Consider the following 18990-nt stretch of genomic DNA (forward strand, 5'->3'; position numbering starts at 1 on the left):
CCGCCATGGCCAAGGGCCTGAAATCCGTCTTCCTCTGGTCCGCCGTCGGCCTTGCCGCGCTGATCGCACTGCTGTTGGTCGGGGCCGCCGTGGTCGGCTATCTCTCGGCCCAGGGCGGCATCGACGAGGATCGCGCCATCGTCTGGGTCATGGGCGCCTTCGTGATCCTGATCATGACCGGCGCCATGGTGGCCGGCGCCGCCTGGATGCGGTCCATCGACGAGGCCGCGCGCGAGGCTCACAAGGCCGCCTGGTACTGGGGCGGCTCTGGCGGCATGGCTGTCGGCGGCGTGCTGCTGTGCATGGCCACCCTGCCGCAGGCCGCCGCGATCCGGATCCCGTCCTGGCTGGACGGCCGCACCGACCCCGCCGCCTACGCCGCCACCGGCGCCTTCGGCATGATGCTGCTGATGCTGATCGGCTACGCCGTGGTCTGGGCGTGGTGGTGGGTCACCCGGATGCGGGGATGACGTCATGAACAACCGCCTCAAGGTTCTCCGCGCCGAACGCGACTGGAGCCAGGCCGACCTCGCCCAGGCGCTGGGCGTCTCGCGCCAGACCGTCAACGCGCTGGAGACCGGCCGCTACGACCCGTCCCTGCCGCTCGCCTTCAAGATCGCGCGGGTCTTCGGGCAACCCATCGAAGCCATCTTCACGGAGGACTGATCATGAACGCCAGTCTCGACGCCCCCCGGCCCTCGTTCTTGCGCAAGGCGGGCATGGTGGTCCTGCTCGCCGGTCTCGGCGGAGCCTTCGGCTACGGCGCTGCGACCCTGACCGACGGCGCCCTGGCCAGCTGGGAGGACGAACTCGCCGTGGTTATGGCCGCCGCCATGATCGGGGTCGCCGCGATCACCGCCTTCATCGTCGCCCGCCGGCCCGCTGATGTCCCGCGCGGTTGCGGCATCCTGCAGGTGATCGTCATGCTGCTGGCCGCCGCGATGTTCCTGCTCCCGGTGTTCGGGTCCGCCTGGGCGACGCCAGACGTGGTGTTCGGGGCCGTACTCCTGCTGGTCGCGGTCCAGAGCGCAGCCAATCTCATGCTGTGGCGAACGGCCGATGAAATGCTTCGCCGGGTCATGCTCGAAACCAGCGCGCTCGCCTTCTGGTCCCTCCAGCTGGGCCTGTTCATCTACGCCGCAGCCGAACGCCTGGGACTGGTCGGGACCGTCACCGCCTGGGGCCTGATGGGCATTCTGATGGGCGTCTATTTCATCGCCTCCGCCGTGGCGGCGGCCCGACGCGGCCTCCACTAGGGCCGCTCCCCAAAAACTTCCAACCCTCCCCAGGATTGACCTCATGACCACCAATCTGCGCCTGAAATCCCTCTCCCGCACCGCCCTCGGCCTCGTGCTCGGCCTTGGCCTGGCAGGCGCGGTCGCCTTCCAGCCCGCCCGGGCCTTCGCCCAGGCTGCCGAGGCCGCCCCGGCTCCGGCCGTCGCGTCACGGGTCGTGCCGCAGGCCGAGGGCGCCGGCCCCGCCCTCTGGGTGATCCGGGACGCCGACTCGACCCTCTATCTGTTCGGCACGGTCCACGTGCTGCGTCCGACCACCGCCTGGGGTTCGCCCCGCGTCGACGCCGCCTTCGACAGCGCCGAGCAGGTCTGGTTCGAGATCTCCAACCCCGACGACCAGATGGCCATCGTGCCCCTGATCCAGCAGCACGGGCTGTCCCCGGACCGTCAGCTGTCGCATCTGGTCACGACGGGCCAGCTGACGCTGCTGGACAGCGCCGCCCGTTCGATCGGCTCCAATGCGGTGCAGATGGACGTCTTCCGTCCCTGGCTGGCCGCCCTGACCCTGTCGGTCGCGCCCCTGACCGCTGCGGGCTACGATCCGCGGTCCGGCGTCGAACTGACCCTCAAGGCCCGCGCCGACGCCGCCGGCAAGCCGGTCCACGGCTTCGAGACCATCGACAAGCAAGTCCGCATCCTCGCCGGTATGTCCGAGTCCGAGCAACTTGCCTACCTCGCCTCCACCCTGGAGTCCTATGAGGGCGCCACGGTCGAACTGGACCGGATGGTCGAGGCCTGGGCTTCGGGCGACGTCGCCACCCTCGAGGCGGTCGGGGTCGAGGAGATGCAGTCGGAGAGCCCGGCCCTCTACCGCGCCCTCCTGGTCCAGCGAAACACCGACTGGGCCGATCAGATCCAGACCCTGCTGGCAGGCTCGGGGACGGTTTTCATCGCCGTCGGCGCCGCCCACCTCGCCGGCGACGACAGCGTCCAGGAAATTCTCGAGGACCGCGGCGTCACGGTGACCCGGGAGTAGGCGGAAGGCTGGAGCGGGCGGCGGGAATCGAACCCGCACGAAAAGCTTGGGAAGCTTTCAGGCTACCACTACATCACGCCCGCGGAGCCGGACGCAGCCTTAGGCGGAACGGCGGGACGCATCAAGGCGCGATGCGTACGGGGCTTTCCGCCCGGTGGACCACCACGCCGTCCACCACCGTCAGTGTCGCCCGGCCGTTGAGAATGTCCGCGACGGGGGCCGTCATCAGATCCACCGAGAAGGCGGTGAAGTCCGCCCGCTTGCCTACCTCGATCGTGCCCAGTTCGTCCTCGCGGAAGCTGGCATAGGCGGGCCAGAGGGTGAACATTTTCAGCGCCGTGGCCCGGTCGACGGCCTCGCCGGGGCGCCAGTCAGGACCCTGGAATCCTTCCAGATCGGCGCGGGCGACGGCGGCGTAGAATTCGATCAGCGGGTCGCCGCGCTCCACCGGAGCGTCGGACCCGCCGACCACGATCACGCCCATGTCCGACAGGCTGCGCCAGGCGTAGGCCCCGTCCAGTCGGGCGTCCCCGAGGCGGGCGGGGGCGAAATGCAGGTCGCCGATGGCGTGGCTGGGCTGCATCGAGGCGATGATCGGCAGGTCCTTGAACCAGTGGTAGTCCGACGGCCGCAGGATCTGGGCGTGTTCGATGCGCCAGCGTACGTCGGCGCCGTTCGGACGGTCCGCGGGGGCGACGCCGGCCAGCGCCTGCTGGTACCATTCGGCCACTGAGGCGTTGCCGCGGTCGCCGATGGCGTGGGTGGCGACCTGGATGCCGCCGCGCAGGGCCGCCTGGTACAGGGGCACGATTTCCTGCTCGGTGATCTGCATCAGGCCGGTGGTGTCGGGCCGGTCGGCATAGGGTTCGAACAGGGCCGCGCCGCGTGAACCAAGGGCGCCGTCGGCGTAGTATTTGATTGCCCGGGTGATGATCCGGCCGTCGGCGACGCTGCGCGGGCCGCCCGCGATCAGTTCCGCCGCGCCGTCCGGGGTCACGCTGTTGTAGATGCGCAAGGGCGCCTCGCCCGCCTCGGCCATGGCCTCCAGCAACGGGATGTCCTTCCACGGGGCGCTCATGAAATGGACCCCCGTCCAGCCATAGGCCGCCTCGACGCGGAAGCCCGCGCGATAGGCATCGCGCAGCGCCTCGGGATCCGCCTGGGGCATCAGGCCGGCGACCAGCTGTTCGGCGGCGTCGACCAGCAGGCCCGTCGGCTGGCCGTCCGGGCCCTTGAGGATCTCGCCGCCCGAAGGGGCGACGGTCGCGGCGTCGACGCCGGCGGCGGCGAGGGCAAGTGAGGAGGCGACCACCGCATGGCCGTCAGCCCGGCCCAGCAGGACCACCCGCCCCGGCGCGGCGGCGTCCAGGTCGCCGGCGGTCAGGAAACGCGCCTCGGGCCAGTGGGTCTCGATCCAGCCGCGGCCGACGATGGGGCCCTCCGGATGGGCTTCGGCCCAGGCGGTCAGCCGCGCCATCGCTTCGGCGACCGAGGCGGAGCCCTCGAGGTTCAGGGTCAGTTCGCGCCAGCCGATGCCGTCGAGGTGGGCGTGGCCATCGGTGAAGCCGGGGAACAGCGTCGCGCCCTGGAGGTCGAGGATCTCCGCATAGTCGACGACCGGAACCCCTGAAGCCGGACCGACATAGGCGATGCGCCCGTCCTGGACCAGAACCACCTCGGCCGTCGGCTGGGCGGCCACGCCGGTGTAGATCGTGCCGCCCCGGATCAGCAGCTCCTGCGCCTGGGCGCTCCAGGCGGCGGAACTGAGCAGCAGGGCGAGGGCGAGGATTGGGCGCATCTGACGGGTCCTGAGTCTGGCGACCTTCGGACTCGCCTTATCGCGGCCGCCGCGTCAAGCTCCCGACCTCAACCCCTTGGGGAGATCGACTGTGATCGCCAGCCTGCTGCTCGCCCTCGTCCTGCCCGACACGCCGCCGCCGCGCGCCGAACTCTGCCTGGCGCACATGAACGCCATGATCGCGGAGGCCCAGCGCGAGACGGGGAGGGTGGCGGGGCCCAGCTGGTTCATCCGTAGCTGGTGGACGGCGCGGCTGCCGGAGGCGGGGACGCCGGAGGCCCTCACCGAGGAACAACGCCGGGCCCTCGACGCTTCCATGCCCGGACGCAAGGCGGCCGACCCCGACGGATATCGGGTCGAGCTCCAGTCCTGCGTGGACGCGGCGATCGAGGGCGGCGCCCTGCCCTGAGGAGACGGGATGAAGCTGTTCACCATCGGCTATGAAGGCGAGCCCCAGGCCGCGGTGATCGACCGGCTGAAGGCGGCCGGGGTCGAGGTGGTCGCCGATGTGCGGGCGGTGGCGGCGTCGCGCCGGGCCGGCTTCTCCAAGACCATCCTGGGGACCAGCCTGAACGAGGCCGGCATCGACTATGTCCACCCGCGTCCGCTGGGCACGCCCAAGGCCGGCCGGGACGCGGCGCGCAAGGGGCGGATCGGCGAGATGCGCGAGATTTTCGCCGGCCATATGGCCGAGCCGACGTCCGAGGCCGCGTTCCAGCTACTGCGGACGCTGGCGGCGGACAAGAAGACGGCCCTGTTGTGCTTCGAGGCTGACCATGCCGGTTGCCACCGCGCGGCCCTCGCCGAACGGCTGGCGGCCGAGGACGGGTTCGAGGTGGTGAACCTCTGACCCGTCCCTGTCGGCCTCAGGCCGCGGCCTTCTGCTTGCCGGCGAAGTTTCCGTAGAAGGTCTCGCCCTTCCCCGCCATGTCGCGCAGCAGCTGCGGGACCTTGAAGCGGTCGCCGTAGCGGGCGGCGTAGTCGTCGGCCTGGGCCACGAATTCCTTCAGCCCGGTCTGGTCGATCAAGGTGATCGGGCCGCCGGTCCAGGGCGCGAAGCCCCAGGCCAGGATGGCGCCGACATCGGCCTCGCGCGGATCGTCGATGACGCCCTCTTCCCAACAGCGGGCCACCTCGACCGCCTGGCGGTAGAGCAGGCGGCGCTTCTGGTCCTCGACCAGTTCGGGGGTCGAATCGTCGATCTTGACCGGGGCCAGGTCGGACAGGCCGGACCAGAGCTTTTTCGGCTTGGTTTCGTAGTCGTAGAAGCCCTTGCCGTTCTTGCGGCCGTAGCGGCCGAGGTCCTCGACCATGGTCTTGACGATCTTCCAGCCCGGCAGCGGCTCATAGGCGTCGCCGAGGTCTTCCTGGGTCTGTTTGGCGATCTTGACCGACAGGTCGAGCGCCACGTCGTCGTGCATCTCCAGCGGGCCGCGCGGCATGCCGGTCATGCGGCCGATGTTGTCGATCAGGGCGGGGGCGTAGCCCTCCTCCAGCATGGCCAGACCCTCGGCCACATAGGTGCCGAAGCAGCGCGAGGTGTAGAAGCCGCGGCCGTCGTTGACGACGATCGGGGTCTTCTTGATCTTCATGACGTAGTCGAGCGACTTCGCGATCGCGGCCTCGCCGGTCTTCTCGCCGAGGATGATCTCGACCAGCATCATCTTGTCGACGGGCGAGAAGAAGTGGATGCCGATGAAGTCCTCGGGCCGGATGCTGGCCTCGGCCAGGCCGGTGATCGGCAGGGTCGAGGTGTTGGAGCCGAACACGGCGCCCGGGGCCAGCTGGGCCTCGGCGCGCTTGGTCACATCGGCCTTGATCTCGCGGTTCTCGAACACCGCCTCGATGACCAGGTCGGAGCCCTTGATCAGGTCGTAGTCGGTGGTGGCGGTGACGGAGCCGAGCAGGGCGTCAAACTTCTCCTGCGTGATCTGGCCGCGCGAGAGGCGCTTCTTCAGCAGGTCGGCGACGTGGCTCTTGCCCTTGTCGGCGTCCTCCTGGGTGCGGTCGATCAGAATGGTTTCGATGCCGGCCAGGGCCTGCACATAGGCGATGCCCGCGCCCATCATGCCGGCGCCGATAACGGTGACCTTCTTCGGATCGGATTTCGGCACGCCCGCGGGGCGGACGGCGCCCTTGTCCAGCTCCTGCTTGGACAGGAACAGGCTGCGGATCATGGCCTGGGCCTGCGGCGTCATCAGGGTCTTGATGAAGTAGCGGGTCTCGATACGCAGGGCCGCGTCCATCGGCACCTGGATGCCTTCATAGACGGCCTTCATCAGGTTCAGCACGGCCGGATAGTTGCCGTAGGACTGCTTGCGCAGCATGGCGTTGCCGACGAGGAAATTCTGGATGCCGGCCGGGTGGTAGGGGCCGCCGCCGGGCTGTTTGAAGCCCTTGTCGTCCCACGGCTGAACAGCCTTGCCGCCGCCCTTGATCCACGCCCTGGCGGCCTCGACTTCCGAACCCTTGGCCACGACCTCGTGGACCACGCCCGCGCCCTTGGCGTCGTTCGGGCGCCAGGACGAGCCGGCGCTCATCGCCGTCATCGCCGCCTGAACGCCGATCAGGCGCGTCAGTCGCTGGGTGCCGCCCCCGCCGGGGAAGAGGCCGACCTTGATCTCGGGCAGGCCAAGCTGAATCTTGTTGTCGTCGGCGACGACCCGGTAGTGGCAGGCCAGGGTCAGTTCGAGACCGCCGCCGAGGGCGAGGCCATTGATCGCCGCGGCCACCGGCTTGCCGCAGGTCTCCAGCGCGCGCAGGGCCCCGTTCAGCTTCCAGCCCGCATCATAGGCGTCCTGCAGCGAACCGCCGGCCAGCATGCCGCCGGCCATGTCGCCGAGGTCGGCGCCGGCGCAGAAGCCCGAGGCCTTGCCCGAGGTCAGGACCGCGCCCTTGATGGCGTCGTCGCTCTTGATGCGTTCGACCACCTGCGGAATCTCGGCCATCACGCCCGAGGTCAGGGTGTTCATCGACCGCCCGGGGACGTCGAAGGTGATCAGGGCGATGCCGTCGGCGTCGACGTCGATCTTGAAGTTTTCCATGGTCAAAATCCTCAGACGCGTTCGATGACGGTGGCGGTGCCCATGCCGCCGCCGATGCACAGGGTGATCAGGGCGGTCGATTTGTTCGAGCGTTCCAGCTCGTCCAGGGCGATGCCGGTGATCATGGCGCCGGTGGCGCCGAGCGGGTGGCCCATGGAGATGCCGCCGCCGTTGACGTTCATCTTGTCGTGCGGGATGTCGAGGGCCTGCATGTAGCGCAGGACCACGGCGGCGAAGGCCTCGTTCAGCTCCCAGACGTCGATGTCGGCGGTGGTCATGCCCAGCTTGGCGAGCAGCTTCTTGGTCACGAACTCGGGGCCGGTCAGCATGATCGAGGGCTCGGAGCCGATCGAGGCGGCGCCGACGATGCGGGCGCGGGGCTTGAGGCCCAGGGCCTGGCCGGCTTCCAGCGTGCCGATCAGCACCCCGGCCGAGCCGTCGACGATGCCCGAGGAGTTACCGGGCGTGTGGACGTGATTGACGCGTTCGACCTCGGGGTAGCGCTGGTTGATCACAGCATCGAAGGCCATTTCGCCCATCATGGCGAAGGACGGGTTGAGGCCGCCCAGCGACTGCATGTCGGTGTTGGGGCGGATGGTTTCATCGCGGTCCAGCTGGACCAGGCCGAGCTGGTTCTTCACCGGAATGACCGATTTCGAGAACCGGCCGTCGGCCCAGGCGGCGGCGGCGCGCTTGTGGCTTTCCATCGAGTAGGCGTCGACGTCGTCGCGGCTGAAGCCGTATTTGGTGGCGATCATGTCGGCCGAGACGCCCTGGGGCACGAAATAGGTCGGGAAGGCGCTGGACGGATCGACCGGCCAGGCGCCGCCGTCCGAGCCCATCGGCACCCGGCTCATGGCCTCGATGCCGCCGCCGACGGCGAAGTCGGCCTCGCCGGACTTCACCTTGGCCGCGGCCATGTTCACCGCCTCGAGGCCGGAGGCGCAGAAGCGGTTGATCTGCACGCCGGCCACGGTTTGGGCCCAGCCGGCCGAGAGGACTGCGGTGCGGGCGATGTCCGCGCCCAGCTCGCCCACCGGGGTGACGCAGCCGAGGATGACGTCGTCGACCTTCGAGGTGTCGAGGTCGTTGCGGTCGCGCAGGGCTTCCAGCACCTGGGTGGCGAGGCTGAGGCCCGTGATCTCGTGAAGGGATCCGTCCTTCTTGCCCTTGCCGCGCGGGGTGCGGACCGCGTCATAGATATAGGCTTCGGCCATGGGTGTGCGTCTCACATTTGAGCGCCCTACGCTCGCCACGCGGTGGCTCGCGGCTTGAGGGCGAGTGCGGAATCGAAACTTGCCCGTCACAAACCCTACGTTTACGTCAACGTCAAGTATTTCGTCGGGGTCGGCCTTGCTGTCTCAAGCGGCGAACCCGCAAAGCCGTGAGTTCCGATAACGACTCTCAGCTGCCTTGGGGGAGGGAACGCGCCGCCGCTCCACGTCTTAACTCCGCCGGACACGCCCGGGTGTCTGGAGGAGACGGCCATGGCCCAGAGCTACGAAGAGATGGATGCGATCGCCCTGCTGAAGGCCGATCATCGTAAGGTGGAAGACATTTTCGCGGCCTTCGAGAAGGCGACATCGAAGGCGAAGAAGCAGGCGCTGGCCGAACAGGCCTGTCTCGAACTCAAGGTCCACACGGTGCTGGAAGAGGAAATCTTCTATCCGGCCTGCCGCGGCCAGATCGAAGGCGACCTGCTCGACGAGGGCTATGTCGAGCACGACACGGCCAAGCTGCTGATCAACGAGATCGAGGCGGCCAGCGCGGAAGACGATTTCTACGACGCCAAGGTCAAGGTCCTGTCCGAGGTGATCGAGCATCACGTCGAGGAGGAGGAGAAGCGGTCCGAGGGCATGTTCAGCCAGGCCCGCGCCGCCGGCCTCGACATGGACGCCCTGGCTGACGCCATGCGCGCCCGCAAGGTGACCGCCATGGAGGAGTTCCAGGCCGGCAAACCGGCGGAAACGCTGACGCTGGAGGGCGACGACACCGAAAAGGCGCTGATCGACACGCCGCTGGACGCTGACGCGCGCTGACCGGAACCTGGGAACGGCGCAGCCTTCAACGCGCTATGATCGCGCCTGACGAAGGAGGTCGCATGCGCCGTTCCCTGTTGCTCGCCGCCCTGGCCGGTCTGACCGTCGCCAGTTCGGCCTGCGCGACCGACTTTCCGATGCCGGCCGGTCCGCTCCAGTACGGCGCGCCGATCGCGGAGCCCGCGCCGCGTCAGGCCCTGCCGATCGTACCGATTCCACTGGCGCAGGATTCACGGCCCTCCAGCGCCGTCGAGGCCCGGCTGCTCGCCGCGCACAACGTGGAGCGCGCGCGGGTCGGGACCCCGGCCCTCACCTGGGACGACGGCTTGGCGGCTGAGGCCGATGCGTGGGCGCGGCAACTGCTGGTCAGTGGGCGGTTCGAGCATGATCTCAGCGGTCACGGACACGGCGAGAACCTGTGGACCGGCTGGGGAGGCCGCACCTGGACGCCTGAGGAAATGGTCGGGGAGTGGACGGCCGAGAAACGGGACTACGTCCGCGGTGTCTTTCCGAATGTCAGCCGGACCGGCGATTGGACCGCCGTCGGCCACTACACCCAGCTGGTCTGGCGCGGCACGACCCATGTCGGCTGCGCCATTGCCACGCGCGGCGACCGGTCGGTGCTGGCTTGCCGCTATTCGCCGCCCGGTAATGTCGATGGGCGCCGGGCGTTCTGACCAATCCTAGCCGACGTAGCCGGCCTGCATCAGTTCGGCGATGTGGACGATGGCGATGGGCCGCCCGTCCTCGACCACCAACAGGGTGGCGATCCGGTTCTGGGTCATCAGATCGACGGCGTCGCTCATGCGCGCATCCGGCGGGATGACCTTGGGCGAAGGGCTCATGACGTCGGCGGCGGTCAGGCCGTTCAGGTCGCGCGAGAAGGCCCGGCGGACGTCGCCGTCGGTGACGATCCCGGCCAGTCGTCCGTCATTGTCGAGCACTGCGACCGCGCCCTTGCGGCCTTCGGTAATTGCCGAGACCACTTCAGCGAAGGTCGCGGTCAGGGGCACAGTCGCCGGGGCCGGCGGCCGGTCGCCCATCCAGTCGCGCACGCTCTGCAGGCTCATGCCCAGCTTGCCGCCCGGATGATGCAGGCCGAAGGCCTCGGCGGTGAAGCCGCGGCGGTCCATTAGCACCATGGCCAGGGCGTCGCCCAGCGCCAGCGTCATCAGGGTGGAAGTGGTGGGCGCCAGGCCGTTGGGGCAGGCCTCGGCGACCTGCGGCATGGTCAGGCAGACGGCGGATGAGCGGCCGAGGAAGCTCCCGGGCCGCTGGGTCAGGCCGATCACCGGAATACCCTCGCGCTGGCAGTAGATCAGGGGATCGCGCAGTTCGCGGCTCTCGCCGGAGTTAGAGATGGCCAGCAGGGTCACGTCCTTGCGCAGCATGCCGAGGTCGCCATGGCTCATCTCGGCCGGGTGGACGAAGAAGGCGTTGGTCCCGGTGGAGGCGAGGGTGGCGGCGATCTTCCCGCCGATATGGCCCGACTTGCCCATGCCGGTGACGACCAGATAGCCGGGGCGGGACAGGATGACGTCGCAGGCGCGGGCGATGCTGTCGTCGAGTCCGGATTCGAGCGCCTGAAGCGCGGCGATGTTCAGCTGGATCACCTCTCGCGCCCGGGCCGTCATGGCGGCGGGATCGGCGGAAAGGGCAGGGGCGGCAGCGTCGGTCATGCTGCGGAATTGGCCCATCCCGCGCGGTTTCACAATCCGTCGGCTCGCCCCGGCCGAATGCTGCAATGCGAGAAAAATCAGGGCCGTGGTCAACCTTTGCCGCACGGATGCGTTGGAACAGGCATGCGGACCTCAAACCTGAACACCGGCGGCGCGCCCGCGCCGGCCGGGGCGCTCTCGCATTTGCCGCCGCCGCCCGCCCGTCTGGAGCGGCCCGCCCTGTTCCTCGACATGGACGGCGTGCTCGCGCCGCTGGCCGCCACGCCCGATGCTGTCGTGCCCGATGCGCGGCGCACAGCGGTGTTGCGTCGGCTGGCTGAGCGGCTGGACGGTCGGGTCGCCATCCTGAGCGGCCGGACGATCGCCGAGATCGACCGCATCGCCGAAAGCGCCGCCGCCTCCGCCTCGGGCGTTCACGGACTGGAGCGCCGGCGCGCGGACGGGTCGCTGGATCATGCTCCCGCCGCGGCCGGCGTCCGCGACGCGGTGGCCGCCTTCGAGGCGTTTGCGAGCGACCGACCCGGCATGATCGTCGAGGACAAGGCCGTGTCGGCGGGCCTGCATTTCCGCGGCGCCCCGACGGAGGCCGCCGCCGCTAAGGCCCTCGCCCATACCCTGGCCGCCGAGACCGGCCTGGCGCTGCAGGCCGGCAATCTGGTGGTCGAGCTGAAGACGCCGGGCACCGACAAGGGCACGGCGCTCAAGGCCTTCATGAAGGAGCCGCCGTTCGCCGGCGCCATCCCCGTCATGCTGGGCGACGACCTGACCGATGAAGACGGATTCCGGGCCGCCGCCGACCTCGGCGGCTTTGGGGTGCTGGTCGGTCCGGCGCGTCCGACGGCTGCGCGCTTCGCCTTGCCCGATGTGGCCGCCGTCCTGTCATGGCTGGATGCCGTTGAGGCCCGCCCATGACCCCGAACCTGGACCTCGCCCCCATCGGCAACTGTTCGATCAGCGCCCTGATCGACCGCGACGGCCGCTATGTCTGGGCCTGCGCGCCGCGGGTTGATGGCGACCCGGTGTTCTCGGCCCTGATGGACGGCTCCGACCCCGAGCACGGCTTCTGGGACATTGAGCTGGAAGGCCAGACCACGGTCGAACAGGCCTATATCCGCAACACCCCGGTCCTGCGCACCGTCCTGACCGCCGGGGACGGCGCCGCGGTCGAGATCATCGACTTCGCCCCGCGCCATCCGAAGCACAGCCGCACCTACCGGCCGCTGGCCTTCGGCCGCATCCTGCGGCCGCTGAGCGGAGCGCCGCGCATCCGCGTGCGCCTGCGACCCTCCGCCGACTGGGGCGCGCGCCGGGCGGAGACGACCAATGGCTCGAACCACATCCGCTATCTCTGCACGGACGTGACCTTCCGCCTAACCACCGACTGTCCCGTGTCGCATATCCTGAAGGAGCGGACGTTCCGTCTCGAACGGCCCCTCGCCTTCTTCTTCGGCCCGGACGAGGGCTACGACCAGGACGTCGGTCCCGGCGTGGCGGCGGTGCTGGGCCGGACCGTGGCCTACTGGCAGGACTGGGTCCGCACCCTCTATCTGCCGCTCGACTGGCAGGAGGCGGTGATCCGCGCGGCGATCACGTTGAAGCTCTGCGCCTATGAGGAAACGGGCGCGATCGTCGCGGCCATGACAACCTCCGTGCCCGAGTTCCCCGAGAGCGGGCGCAACTGGGACTATCGCTACTGCTGGATCCGCGACGCATACTATGTGGTGCGGGCGCTGAACCGCCTCGGTGCCGTCGACCTGCTCGAAAACTACCTCGGCTATCTGCGCAACCTCGTCGACGCCTCCGCCGGCGGCCACGTCCAGCCGGTCTATGGGGTTGGTCTGGAGGAGGACATCGACGAGCGGATCACCGAGACGGTGGCGGGCTATCGCGGCATGAAGCCGGTGCGCATCGGCAACCAGGCACGCGAGCATCTGCAACACGATGTCTACGGCCAGATCGTGCTGCCGCTGGTGCAGGCCTTTTATGACCAGCGGCTTCTGCGCCCCGGCACGATCGACGACTTCCACGCCCTCGAGAAGGTCGGCGACCGCGCCTTCGCCATGCACGACCAGGTCGACGCCGGTCTTTGGGAGTTCCGCACCATCGCCCGGGTGCACACCTATTCCTCCGTGATGTGCTGGGCCGCCTGCGACCGGCTGGCCAAGGCGGCCGACCACATCGGCCTGGGCGATCGCGCCGCGTTCTGGAAGGACCGGGCGGCGATCATCCACGCGCGGATCGAGCGGGAGGCCTTCGTCGAGGACGAAGGCCGGTTCGCCGCCAGTTTCGGCAACCGCGAACTGGATGCCTCCCTGCTGCAGCTGACCGACCTCGGCTTCCTCGATCCCATGGACCCGCGTCAGGTCAGGACCTTCGAGGCGATCGAGCGCGACCTGAAGAAGGGCCCCTATCTGTTCCGCTATGTCGAGCCCGACGATTTCGGCGAGCCCGAGACGGCGTTCAACTTCTGCACCTTCTGGTTCATCGAGGCCCTGTACCTGAACGGCCGGAAGGAAGAGGCGCGCGAGATCTTCGAGGAGATGCTGAGCCGCCGCACCCACGCCGGCCTGCTGTCCGAAGATCTGTCGCTGAGCGACAAGGAGCTGTGGGGTAACTATCCGCAGACCTATTCCCTGGTCGGCATCATCAACTGCGCCGTCCTGCTCAGCCGCTCCTGGACGGATGCCCGATGAGGGCGCTCACGACATCGCGTTGGCGCCCGGCGCCGGTCGAATGCGTTGGTGCGCCATGAGCCGCCTGATCGTCGTTTCCAACCGCGTGTCCGCGCCCAAGGACCCCGCCGCCGGCTCGGCGGGCGGTCTGGCCATGGCGCTGTCGGCCGCCTTGCGGAAGTACGACGGCCTGTGGTTCGGCTGGTCCGGCGAAACCGTCGAACATTTCAGGCCCGAGGCCAAGATCGAGGATCGCGCCGGCGTCACCGTCGCGCTCGTCGATCTGGAGGCCCAGGACGTCGATGAATATTACAACGGCTACGCCAACAAGACCCTCTGGCCGCTGTTCCATCACCGCGTCGACCTGACCGCCTATGAGCGGTCCTATGGCGAGGGATATGAACGCACCAACGCCCGCTTCGCCGAGGTCCTCGCGCCGCTGATCCAGCCCGACGACATCATCTGGATCCACGACTACCACATGATCCCGATGGCCCGGGACCTGCGGCGGCTGGGCGTTCGCAACCGGATCGGCTTCTTCCTGCATACGCCGTGGCCGGTGCGCCAGCTGCTGGTGACCCTGCCGCATCACCGTCGGCTGGTGGAGGCGATGTTCGACTATGATCTGATCGGCTTCCACACCCGGGAATGGCTGGATCTGTTCCGCGACTATGTGGCCGCCGAACCCAGCGTGAACGGCAAACTGTTGCCCCATGACGCCCTCGAGGCCTTCGGCAAGACCGTGCAGACCGGCGTCTTTCCGATCGGCATCGACGTCGAGGGATTCATCGCGGCGCGGAACTCGCCTCTCGGCAACCGCACCTATGACCGGATGGCGGCCTCGGCGGCCTTCCGGACCCTGATGGTGGGTGTCGACCGGCTGGACTATTCCAAGGGGCTGGAGGAGCGCCTGCTCGGCTATGAGCAGTTCCTTGAGACCCATCCGGAGATGCGCTCCGAAGTCCTGCTGCTTCAGGTCACGCCCATCTCGCGTGATGAGGTCGATTCCTATCAGGACATCCGCGGCCGGCTCGACGCCCTGGCGGGCCGGATCAACGGCGCCTATGCCGAGATGGACTGGCAGCCGATCCGCTACCTGAACCGCACCTATCGCCGCGATCAGCTGGCCGGCATCTACCGCGCCGCGCGGGTCGGGCTGGTCACGCCGCTGCGCGACGGCATGAACCTGGTGGCGAAGGAGTATGTCGCGGCCCAGAATCCGGACGATCCGGGCGTGCTGGTCCTGTCCCGGTTCGCGGGCGCCGCCGAACAGATGGGCGAAGCCCTGCTGGTCAATCCGTTCAGCCGCGAGGAGCTGTCGGACGCCATCCAGCGGGCGCTGACCATGCCGCTCGAGGAGCGGAAGCGGAAATGGGCCTGCCTGATGCAGGTGGTGCGCGACACGGACGTGGGCATCTGGCGCGATGACTTCGTTTCGACCCTTCGCGCCATCGAATGCCCGGCGGACGGCGGCGATGGATCGGTCGCCGCCGCCTCCGATCAGGCCGCCTGAACCGCGCCCGGCGGCGTGCCGTCCTTCGCCGCGGCCCGGGTGTTGGCCGGCCGGTTCAGAGCCCGCTCCAGATACGCGTCGATCAGGGCGCTCTCCGGGACGAACTCGCGACCCCAGGCGAGCGCTGAAGCAATCATCACGTCCACCGCCGTGAACCGGTCGCCCATCAGATATTGCCCCGTCGCCAGGGCGGTCAGCAGGCGCGCGATGGCGGCGTCATAGCGCGCCCGGGCGTCGGGGTCCGTCTCGGCCGCGCCGCTGATCTTGCCCCAGAAGGCCGGCTCCATCTCGCCGGCGGTCCAGGCCAGCCAGGTCACATAGGCCGCCCGATCCGCCGAACCGACCGACGCGCCCAGGTCCGCTTCAGGGTGTATGTCCGTGAGGTAGAGAGCGATCGCGGCCGACTCGGTCACCAGCGCATCGTCGTGAAGCAGGGCCGGAACCTTGCCGTCGGGGTGAAGATTGGCGGGATCGCGCGCGCCCGTCAGCGTCATCGACCGGAAGATGTCGACGTAGCGAATATCGTAGTCGGCGCCGATCTCCTCCAGCAGCCAGACGATACGGCCCGAACGCGACTGGGGTGCGTGGAACAGGGTGAGCATGGCGGTCTCTCCTTACCGTGTGCGCTAGCGCTCGGCGCGCGACGCCTCGCTGTTTGAGCGCGTCGACAGCCCCTCGCCGCCGACCGGTATTGACTACCGCCACCCTGCTGACAGCATGCTGTCAGCAGTCGCCAGCCAGGGTGGATGGATGAGACGCGCCGACCGCCTGTTCCAGATCATCCAGGTGCTGCGCCGGTCCTCGAAACCGGTGACGGCCGACGCCATGGCGCTTGAACTGGAGACCTCGAAACGCTCCATCTATCGCGACATCGCCACCTTGACGGGTCAGCGCGTGCCGATCCGGGGCGAGGCCGGGATCGGCTATGTCTTGGACGGCGGCTTCGACATGCCGCCCCTCATGCTGACGTCCGACGAGATCGAGGCGGCGGTGTTGGGCGCGCAATGGGTGGCCGGGCGCGGCGATCCGGCCCTGGCCCGCGCCGCCCGTGACCTGATCGCCAAGATCGCCGCGACGGTGCCGGAGAGGCTGCGCCCGGTGGTTCTCGAGCCCGCCGTGGCCAGCGCGCCGGTCTGGAAGCCGAACGAGATCGAGACGCTCGACATGTCGAAGGTGCGCGCCTGGATCCACGCCGGCCGCAAGCTGCGGCTGCACTATGCCGACGAGCAGGGAAACGAGACCGAGCGCGTCATCTGGCCCTGCCTGGTCGGCTACCGCGAAACCAAACGACTGCTGGTCGGCTGGTGTGAGACCCGCGAGGACTTCCGCACCTTCCGCGCCGACCGCGTGGTCGAGGCCGATTTTCTCGACGAACGCTATCCGGGTCGTCCCGCCGTGCTGCGTGGCCGGTGGTTCGCCAGGATCGAGGCCGAACGCGCCGCCTGGGAGGCGGCCGGCTGCCCGCCGCCTCAGTAGATTTCGAACAGGCCCGCGGCGCCGCTGAAACCGCGTAGCGGTTTCAGCCATCGTTGGTAATGGGCGCCGCTGACCGGCTCAGTAAATCTCAAACAGACCCGCGGCGCCCATGCCGCCGCCGATGCACATGGTGACGACGCCGTATTTTGCGCCGCGCCGCTTGCCCTCGATCAGGACGTGGCCGGTCATTCGCGCGCCCGACATGCCGTAGGGGTGGCCGATCGAGATGGCGCCGCCGTCCACATTGAGCAGCTCGTTCGGAATGCCCAGCTTGTCGCGGCAGTAGAGAACCTGCACCGCGAAGGCCTCGTTCAGCTCCCAGATGCCGATGTCGTCGATGGTCAGGCCGTGCGTCTTCAGCAGCTTCGGCACAGCATAGATGGGGCCGATGCCCATCTCATCAGGTTCGCAGCCGGCCACCGCCATGCCGCGATAGGCGCCCAGTGGCTGAAGACCGCGATGCACCGCCTGGCCCGCCTCCATGATGACGCAGGCCGAGGCGCCGTCCGACAGCTGCGACGCATTGCCGGCAGTGATGAACCGGCCCTCGGTGACCGTCTCGCCCGAACCGAAGACAGTCTTCAGCGATTTCAGACCCTCCAGCGTGGTGTCTGCGCGGTTGCCCTCGTCCTTCGACAGGGTCACCTCCTGCGACGAGGTCTGGCCGGTGGCCTTGTCCATCACCAGCACGGTGGTGGTCATGGGCACGATCTCGGCGTCGAAACGGCCGGCCGCCTGGGCCGCGGCCGTTCGCTGCTGGGACTGCAGGGCGTATTCATCCTGGGCGTCGCGCGAAATGCCGTAGCGGGCGGCGACGATCTCGGCGGTCTCCAGCATCGACATATACATGTGCGGAACCTGCTTCAGCAGAGCTTCGTCCTTGCCGCGATACAGGTTCATGTTCTGGTTCTGCACCAGGGAGATCGACTCCAGACCGCCGCCGACGGCGACCTTCTGGCCATCGACGATCACCTGCTTGGCAGCCGTGGCGATGCCCATCAGGCCCGAGGCGCACTGCCGGTCCAGGCTCATCCCTGCCGTGGTCACCGGCAGGCCGGCGGCGAGGGCCGCCTGACGCGCCACATTGGTGCCGGTCGAGCCCTGCTGCAGGGCCGCGCCTATCACCACGTCCTCGATCTCGGCCGGATCGACGCCGGAGCGGGCGACGGCGTGACGGATGGCGTGACCGCCCAGCTGCTGGGCCTGGGTGTCGTTGAAGGCGCCGCGATAGGCGCGGCCGATGGGGGTGCGGGCGGTGGAGACGATGACGGCTTCGCGCATGGTGCTTTTCCCGAGAGCGTTTTGTTTCAGAACCTACTTATGCACCGCTTGCGCCTTGGACAACTCGACCATCCCCTGGGCGGCGCCCATTTCCGGCACGATCTCGCTCGTCCGGTCCGAAATCTCGGCGAAACGGGCGGCGACCTGTTCCGGCGCATCGTCGCCAACGGCGCGGATGCCCTGGGTCAGGGTCACATAGGCGCGCTCGAAACCGCCGGCGCCGGCCGTCAGGATGCAACGGCTGGGCGCGTCCTCGCTGACCAGATGCAACAGGCCGGGCGAGACGGTATCGGGGCCCAGCAGCTCGAGCGGCAGGCGGGCGCCTAGGTCCTCGGTCATCCGCGTATGGGCCGTCGGGGCCAGGCAGTTGACCCGGATGTCGTTCTTGGCGCCCTCGATCGACAGGGTCTGCATCAGGCCTACCAGGGCCATCTTGGCCGCGCCGTAGTTGGCCTGGCCGAAATTCCCGTACAGGCCCGACGAGGAGGTGGTCATGACGATCCGGCCGTAATTCTGCTCCCGCATGATGTCCCACACCGCCTTGGTGCAGTGGACAGCGCCCATCAGGTGGACGTCCATGACGAAGCGGAAGTCGTCCAGGTCCATCTTGGCGAAGGTCTTGTCGCGGAGGACGCCGGCGTTGTTCACCAGGATGTCGACCCGACCCCATTTCGCCATCGCCCCTGCGACCATGGCCTGTACGGCGGCGAAATCGGTGACCGAGGCCGCATTGGCCATCGCCTCGCCGCCCGCGGCGACGATTTCGGCCACCACGGCCTCGGCGGCGGTCGCCGATCCGCCGGAGCCGTCGCGGGCCCCGCCCAGATCGTTGACGACCACCCGGGCGCCGCGTTTGGCCAGGGCAAGGGCGTGTTCGCGCCCCAGTCCGCCGCCGGCCCCCGTTACGATCGCCACGCGCCCGTCAAACCTCATCGCCATCCGATTGCTCCTCCTGTCGCCCACGCTTCCTAGCAGCGGTTCGCCTGGGAGGAACCCCGCTCAATGTGTTGAAATGGCGCCACAGTCGCCGCATTCGTAGCCAAAATGAGGAACCGCGCCCGTACATTCCCGTTCGGCCTTGCGAGCACCCCGTATAGACGGGGACTTCGGGCAACTACTGAATATGAGGGATATGATGAAGGTGAAACTTCTCGCCGGCGTCGCGATGGCTGGGCTGTTCGCAGCCGGAGTCGCCAACGCCGAGCCGAACGGCTGGT

19 protein-coding genes and 1 tRNA gene are annotated in these 18990 nt (G+C 68.6%); 12 read left to right on the top strand and 8 right to left on the bottom strand.

Translation table 11 applies throughout. The features are described from left to right. The first annotated feature begins 5 nt into the window (after nt 1-5). Genes B2742_RS09480 through B2742_RS09495 form a run of 4 tightly spaced genes read left to right on the top strand, consistent with a single transcriptional unit; the run spans nt 6 to nt 2271 of the window. Nucleotides 6-470, top strand: a complete 465-nt coding sequence (locus B2742_RS09480) for a hypothetical protein (RefSeq protein ID WP_292065472.1) — start codon at nt 6-8, stop codon at nt 468-470. A 4-nt stretch (nt 471-474) separates the two neighbouring features. After that, complete coding sequence (locus B2742_RS09485) at nt 475-666, top strand: helix-turn-helix transcriptional regulator (RefSeq protein WP_292065475.1); 192 nt, start codon at nt 475-477, stop codon at nt 664-666. A gap of 2 nt (nt 667-668) precedes the next feature. Continuing rightward, nucleotides 669-1256, top strand: a complete 588-nt coding sequence (locus B2742_RS09490) for a hypothetical protein (protein ID WP_292065477.1) — start codon at nt 669-671, stop codon at nt 1254-1256. A gap of 43 nt (nt 1257-1299) precedes the next feature. Beyond that, nucleotides 1300-2271 carry a TraB/GumN family protein gene (locus B2742_RS09495; protein ID WP_292065479.1) on the top strand — a complete coding sequence of 324 codons (972 nt, stop codon included), beginning with the start codon at nt 1300-1302 and terminating at the stop codon, nt 2269-2271. A 9-nt stretch (nt 2272-2280) separates the two neighbouring features. On the opposite strand, the gene B2742_RS09500 is transcribed toward B2742_RS09495, so the two are convergent. Together B2742_RS09500 and B2742_RS09505 are read right to left on the bottom strand one after the other, a co-directional pair. Then, nucleotides 2281-2354: transfer RNA gene (locus tag B2742_RS09500), tRNA-Gly, on the bottom strand. Nucleotides 2355-2392: 38 nt separating this feature from the next. Then, nucleotides 2393-4069 carry an amidohydrolase gene (locus B2742_RS09505; RefSeq protein WP_292065482.1) on the bottom strand — a complete coding sequence of 559 codons (1677 nt, stop codon included), beginning with the start codon at nt 4067-4069 and terminating at the stop codon, nt 2393-2395. A 91-nt stretch (nt 4070-4160) separates the two neighbouring features. Here B2742_RS09505 and B2742_RS09510 point away from each other — a divergent pair, with 91 nt between their 5' ends. Together B2742_RS09510 and B2742_RS09515 are read left to right on the top strand one after the other, a co-directional pair. Continuing rightward, on the top strand, nt 4161-4478 hold the full coding sequence (locus tag B2742_RS09510) for a hypothetical protein (protein WP_292065483.1): 318 nt from the start codon (nt 4161-4163) through the stop codon (nt 4476-4478). Between the two features lie 9 nt (nt 4479-4487). After that, nucleotides 4488-4919 (top strand): DUF488 family protein, encoded by a 432-nt coding sequence (locus tag B2742_RS09515; protein ID WP_292065484.1) that lies wholly within the window; start codon nt 4488-4490, stop codon nt 4917-4919. A gap of 16 nt (nt 4920-4935) precedes the next feature. On the opposite strand, the gene B2742_RS09520 is transcribed toward B2742_RS09515, so the two are convergent. Both B2742_RS09520 and B2742_RS09525 read right to left on the bottom strand, forming a co-directional pair. Beyond that, the gene (locus B2742_RS09520; RefSeq protein WP_292065486.1) at nt 4936-7113 is read right to left on the bottom strand and encodes a 3-hydroxyacyl-CoA dehydrogenase NAD-binding domain-containing protein; all 2178 of its coding nucleotides are present in this window, start codon (nt 7111-7113) and stop codon (nt 4936-4938) included. An 11-nt stretch (nt 7114-7124) separates the two neighbouring features. After that, nucleotides 7125-8330 carry an acetyl-CoA C-acetyltransferase gene (locus tag B2742_RS09525; RefSeq protein WP_292065488.1) on the bottom strand — a complete coding sequence of 402 codons (1206 nt, stop codon included), beginning with the start codon at nt 8328-8330 and terminating at the stop codon, nt 7125-7127. Between the two features lie 270 nt (nt 8331-8600). Here B2742_RS09525 and B2742_RS09530 point away from each other — a divergent pair, with 270 nt between their 5' ends. Together B2742_RS09530 and B2742_RS09535 are read left to right on the top strand one after the other, a co-directional pair. Further along, nucleotides 8601-9152: a hemerythrin domain-containing protein gene (locus tag B2742_RS09530; protein ID WP_292065489.1), complete on the top strand. Its 552-nt coding sequence runs from the start codon at nt 8601-8603 to the stop codon at nt 9150-9152. A 62-nt stretch (nt 9153-9214) separates the two neighbouring features. Further along, nucleotides 9215-9829: a CAP domain-containing protein gene (locus tag B2742_RS09535; RefSeq protein ID WP_292065491.1), complete on the top strand. Its 615-nt coding sequence runs from the start codon at nt 9215-9217 to the stop codon at nt 9827-9829. A 6-nt stretch (nt 9830-9835) separates the two neighbouring features. Here the strand turns inward: B2742_RS09535 and B2742_RS09540 are convergent, their stop codons facing one another. Next, nucleotides 9836-10831 carry a KpsF/GutQ family sugar-phosphate isomerase gene (locus B2742_RS09540; protein WP_292065494.1) on the bottom strand — a complete coding sequence of 332 codons (996 nt, stop codon included), beginning with the start codon at nt 10829-10831 and terminating at the stop codon, nt 9836-9838. Nucleotides 10832-10954: 123 nt separating this feature from the next. On the opposite strand from B2742_RS09540, the gene otsB reads away from it, so the two are divergent. The 3 genes from otsB to B2742_RS09555 are packed head-to-tail and all read left to right on the top strand — an operon-like array spanning nt 10955 to nt 15016. Continuing rightward, nucleotides 10955-11743 carry a trehalose-phosphatase gene (otsB, locus tag B2742_RS09545; protein WP_292065497.1) on the top strand — a complete coding sequence of 263 codons (789 nt, stop codon included), beginning with the start codon at nt 10955-10957 and terminating at the stop codon, nt 11741-11743. Beyond that, nucleotides 11740-13524: a glycoside hydrolase family 15 protein gene (locus B2742_RS09550; RefSeq protein WP_292065499.1), complete on the top strand. Its 1785-nt coding sequence runs from the start codon at nt 11740-11742 to the stop codon at nt 13522-13524. Before otsB ends, B2742_RS09550 begins: the two co-directional genes overlap by 4 nt. A gap of 55 nt (nt 13525-13579) precedes the next feature. Beyond that, the gene (locus B2742_RS09555; RefSeq protein WP_292065502.1) at nt 13580-15016 is read left to right on the top strand and encodes an alpha,alpha-trehalose-phosphate synthase (UDP-forming); all 1437 of its coding nucleotides are present in this window, start codon (nt 13580-13582) and stop codon (nt 15014-15016) included. Here B2742_RS09555 and B2742_RS09560 read toward each other — a convergent pair. Next, nucleotides 15004-15618, bottom strand: a complete 615-nt coding sequence (locus tag B2742_RS09560) for a glutathione S-transferase family protein (protein WP_292065504.1) — start codon at nt 15616-15618, stop codon at nt 15004-15006. The genes B2742_RS09555 and B2742_RS09560 overlap by 13 nt on opposite strands. 148 nt (nt 15619-15766) lie before the next feature. Here B2742_RS09560 and B2742_RS09565 point away from each other — a divergent pair, with 148 nt between their 5' ends. Next, nucleotides 15767-16492, top strand: a complete 726-nt coding sequence (locus tag B2742_RS09565) for a helix-turn-helix transcriptional regulator (protein ID WP_292065506.1) — start codon at nt 15767-15769, stop codon at nt 16490-16492. Between the two features lie 78 nt (nt 16493-16570). Here B2742_RS09565 and B2742_RS09570 read toward each other — a convergent pair whose 3' ends face one another. Both B2742_RS09570 and B2742_RS09575 read right to left on the bottom strand, forming a co-directional pair. Beyond that, nucleotides 16571-17773, bottom strand: a complete 1203-nt coding sequence (locus B2742_RS09570) for an acetyl-CoA C-acyltransferase (RefSeq protein WP_292065508.1) — start codon at nt 17771-17773, stop codon at nt 16571-16573. A 33-nt stretch (nt 17774-17806) separates the two neighbouring features. Next, on the bottom strand, nt 17807-18712 hold the full coding sequence (locus B2742_RS09575; protein WP_292065510.1) for an SDR family NAD(P)-dependent oxidoreductase: 906 nt from the start codon (nt 18710-18712) through the stop codon (nt 17807-17809). Nucleotides 18713-18990: the final 278 nt, after the last annotated feature.

It is taken from the genome of Brevundimonas sp. UBA7664, from assembly GCF_002483305.1.
In the GTDB taxonomy this organism is placed as follows: Bacteria; Pseudomonadota; Alphaproteobacteria; order Caulobacterales; family Caulobacteraceae; genus Brevundimonas.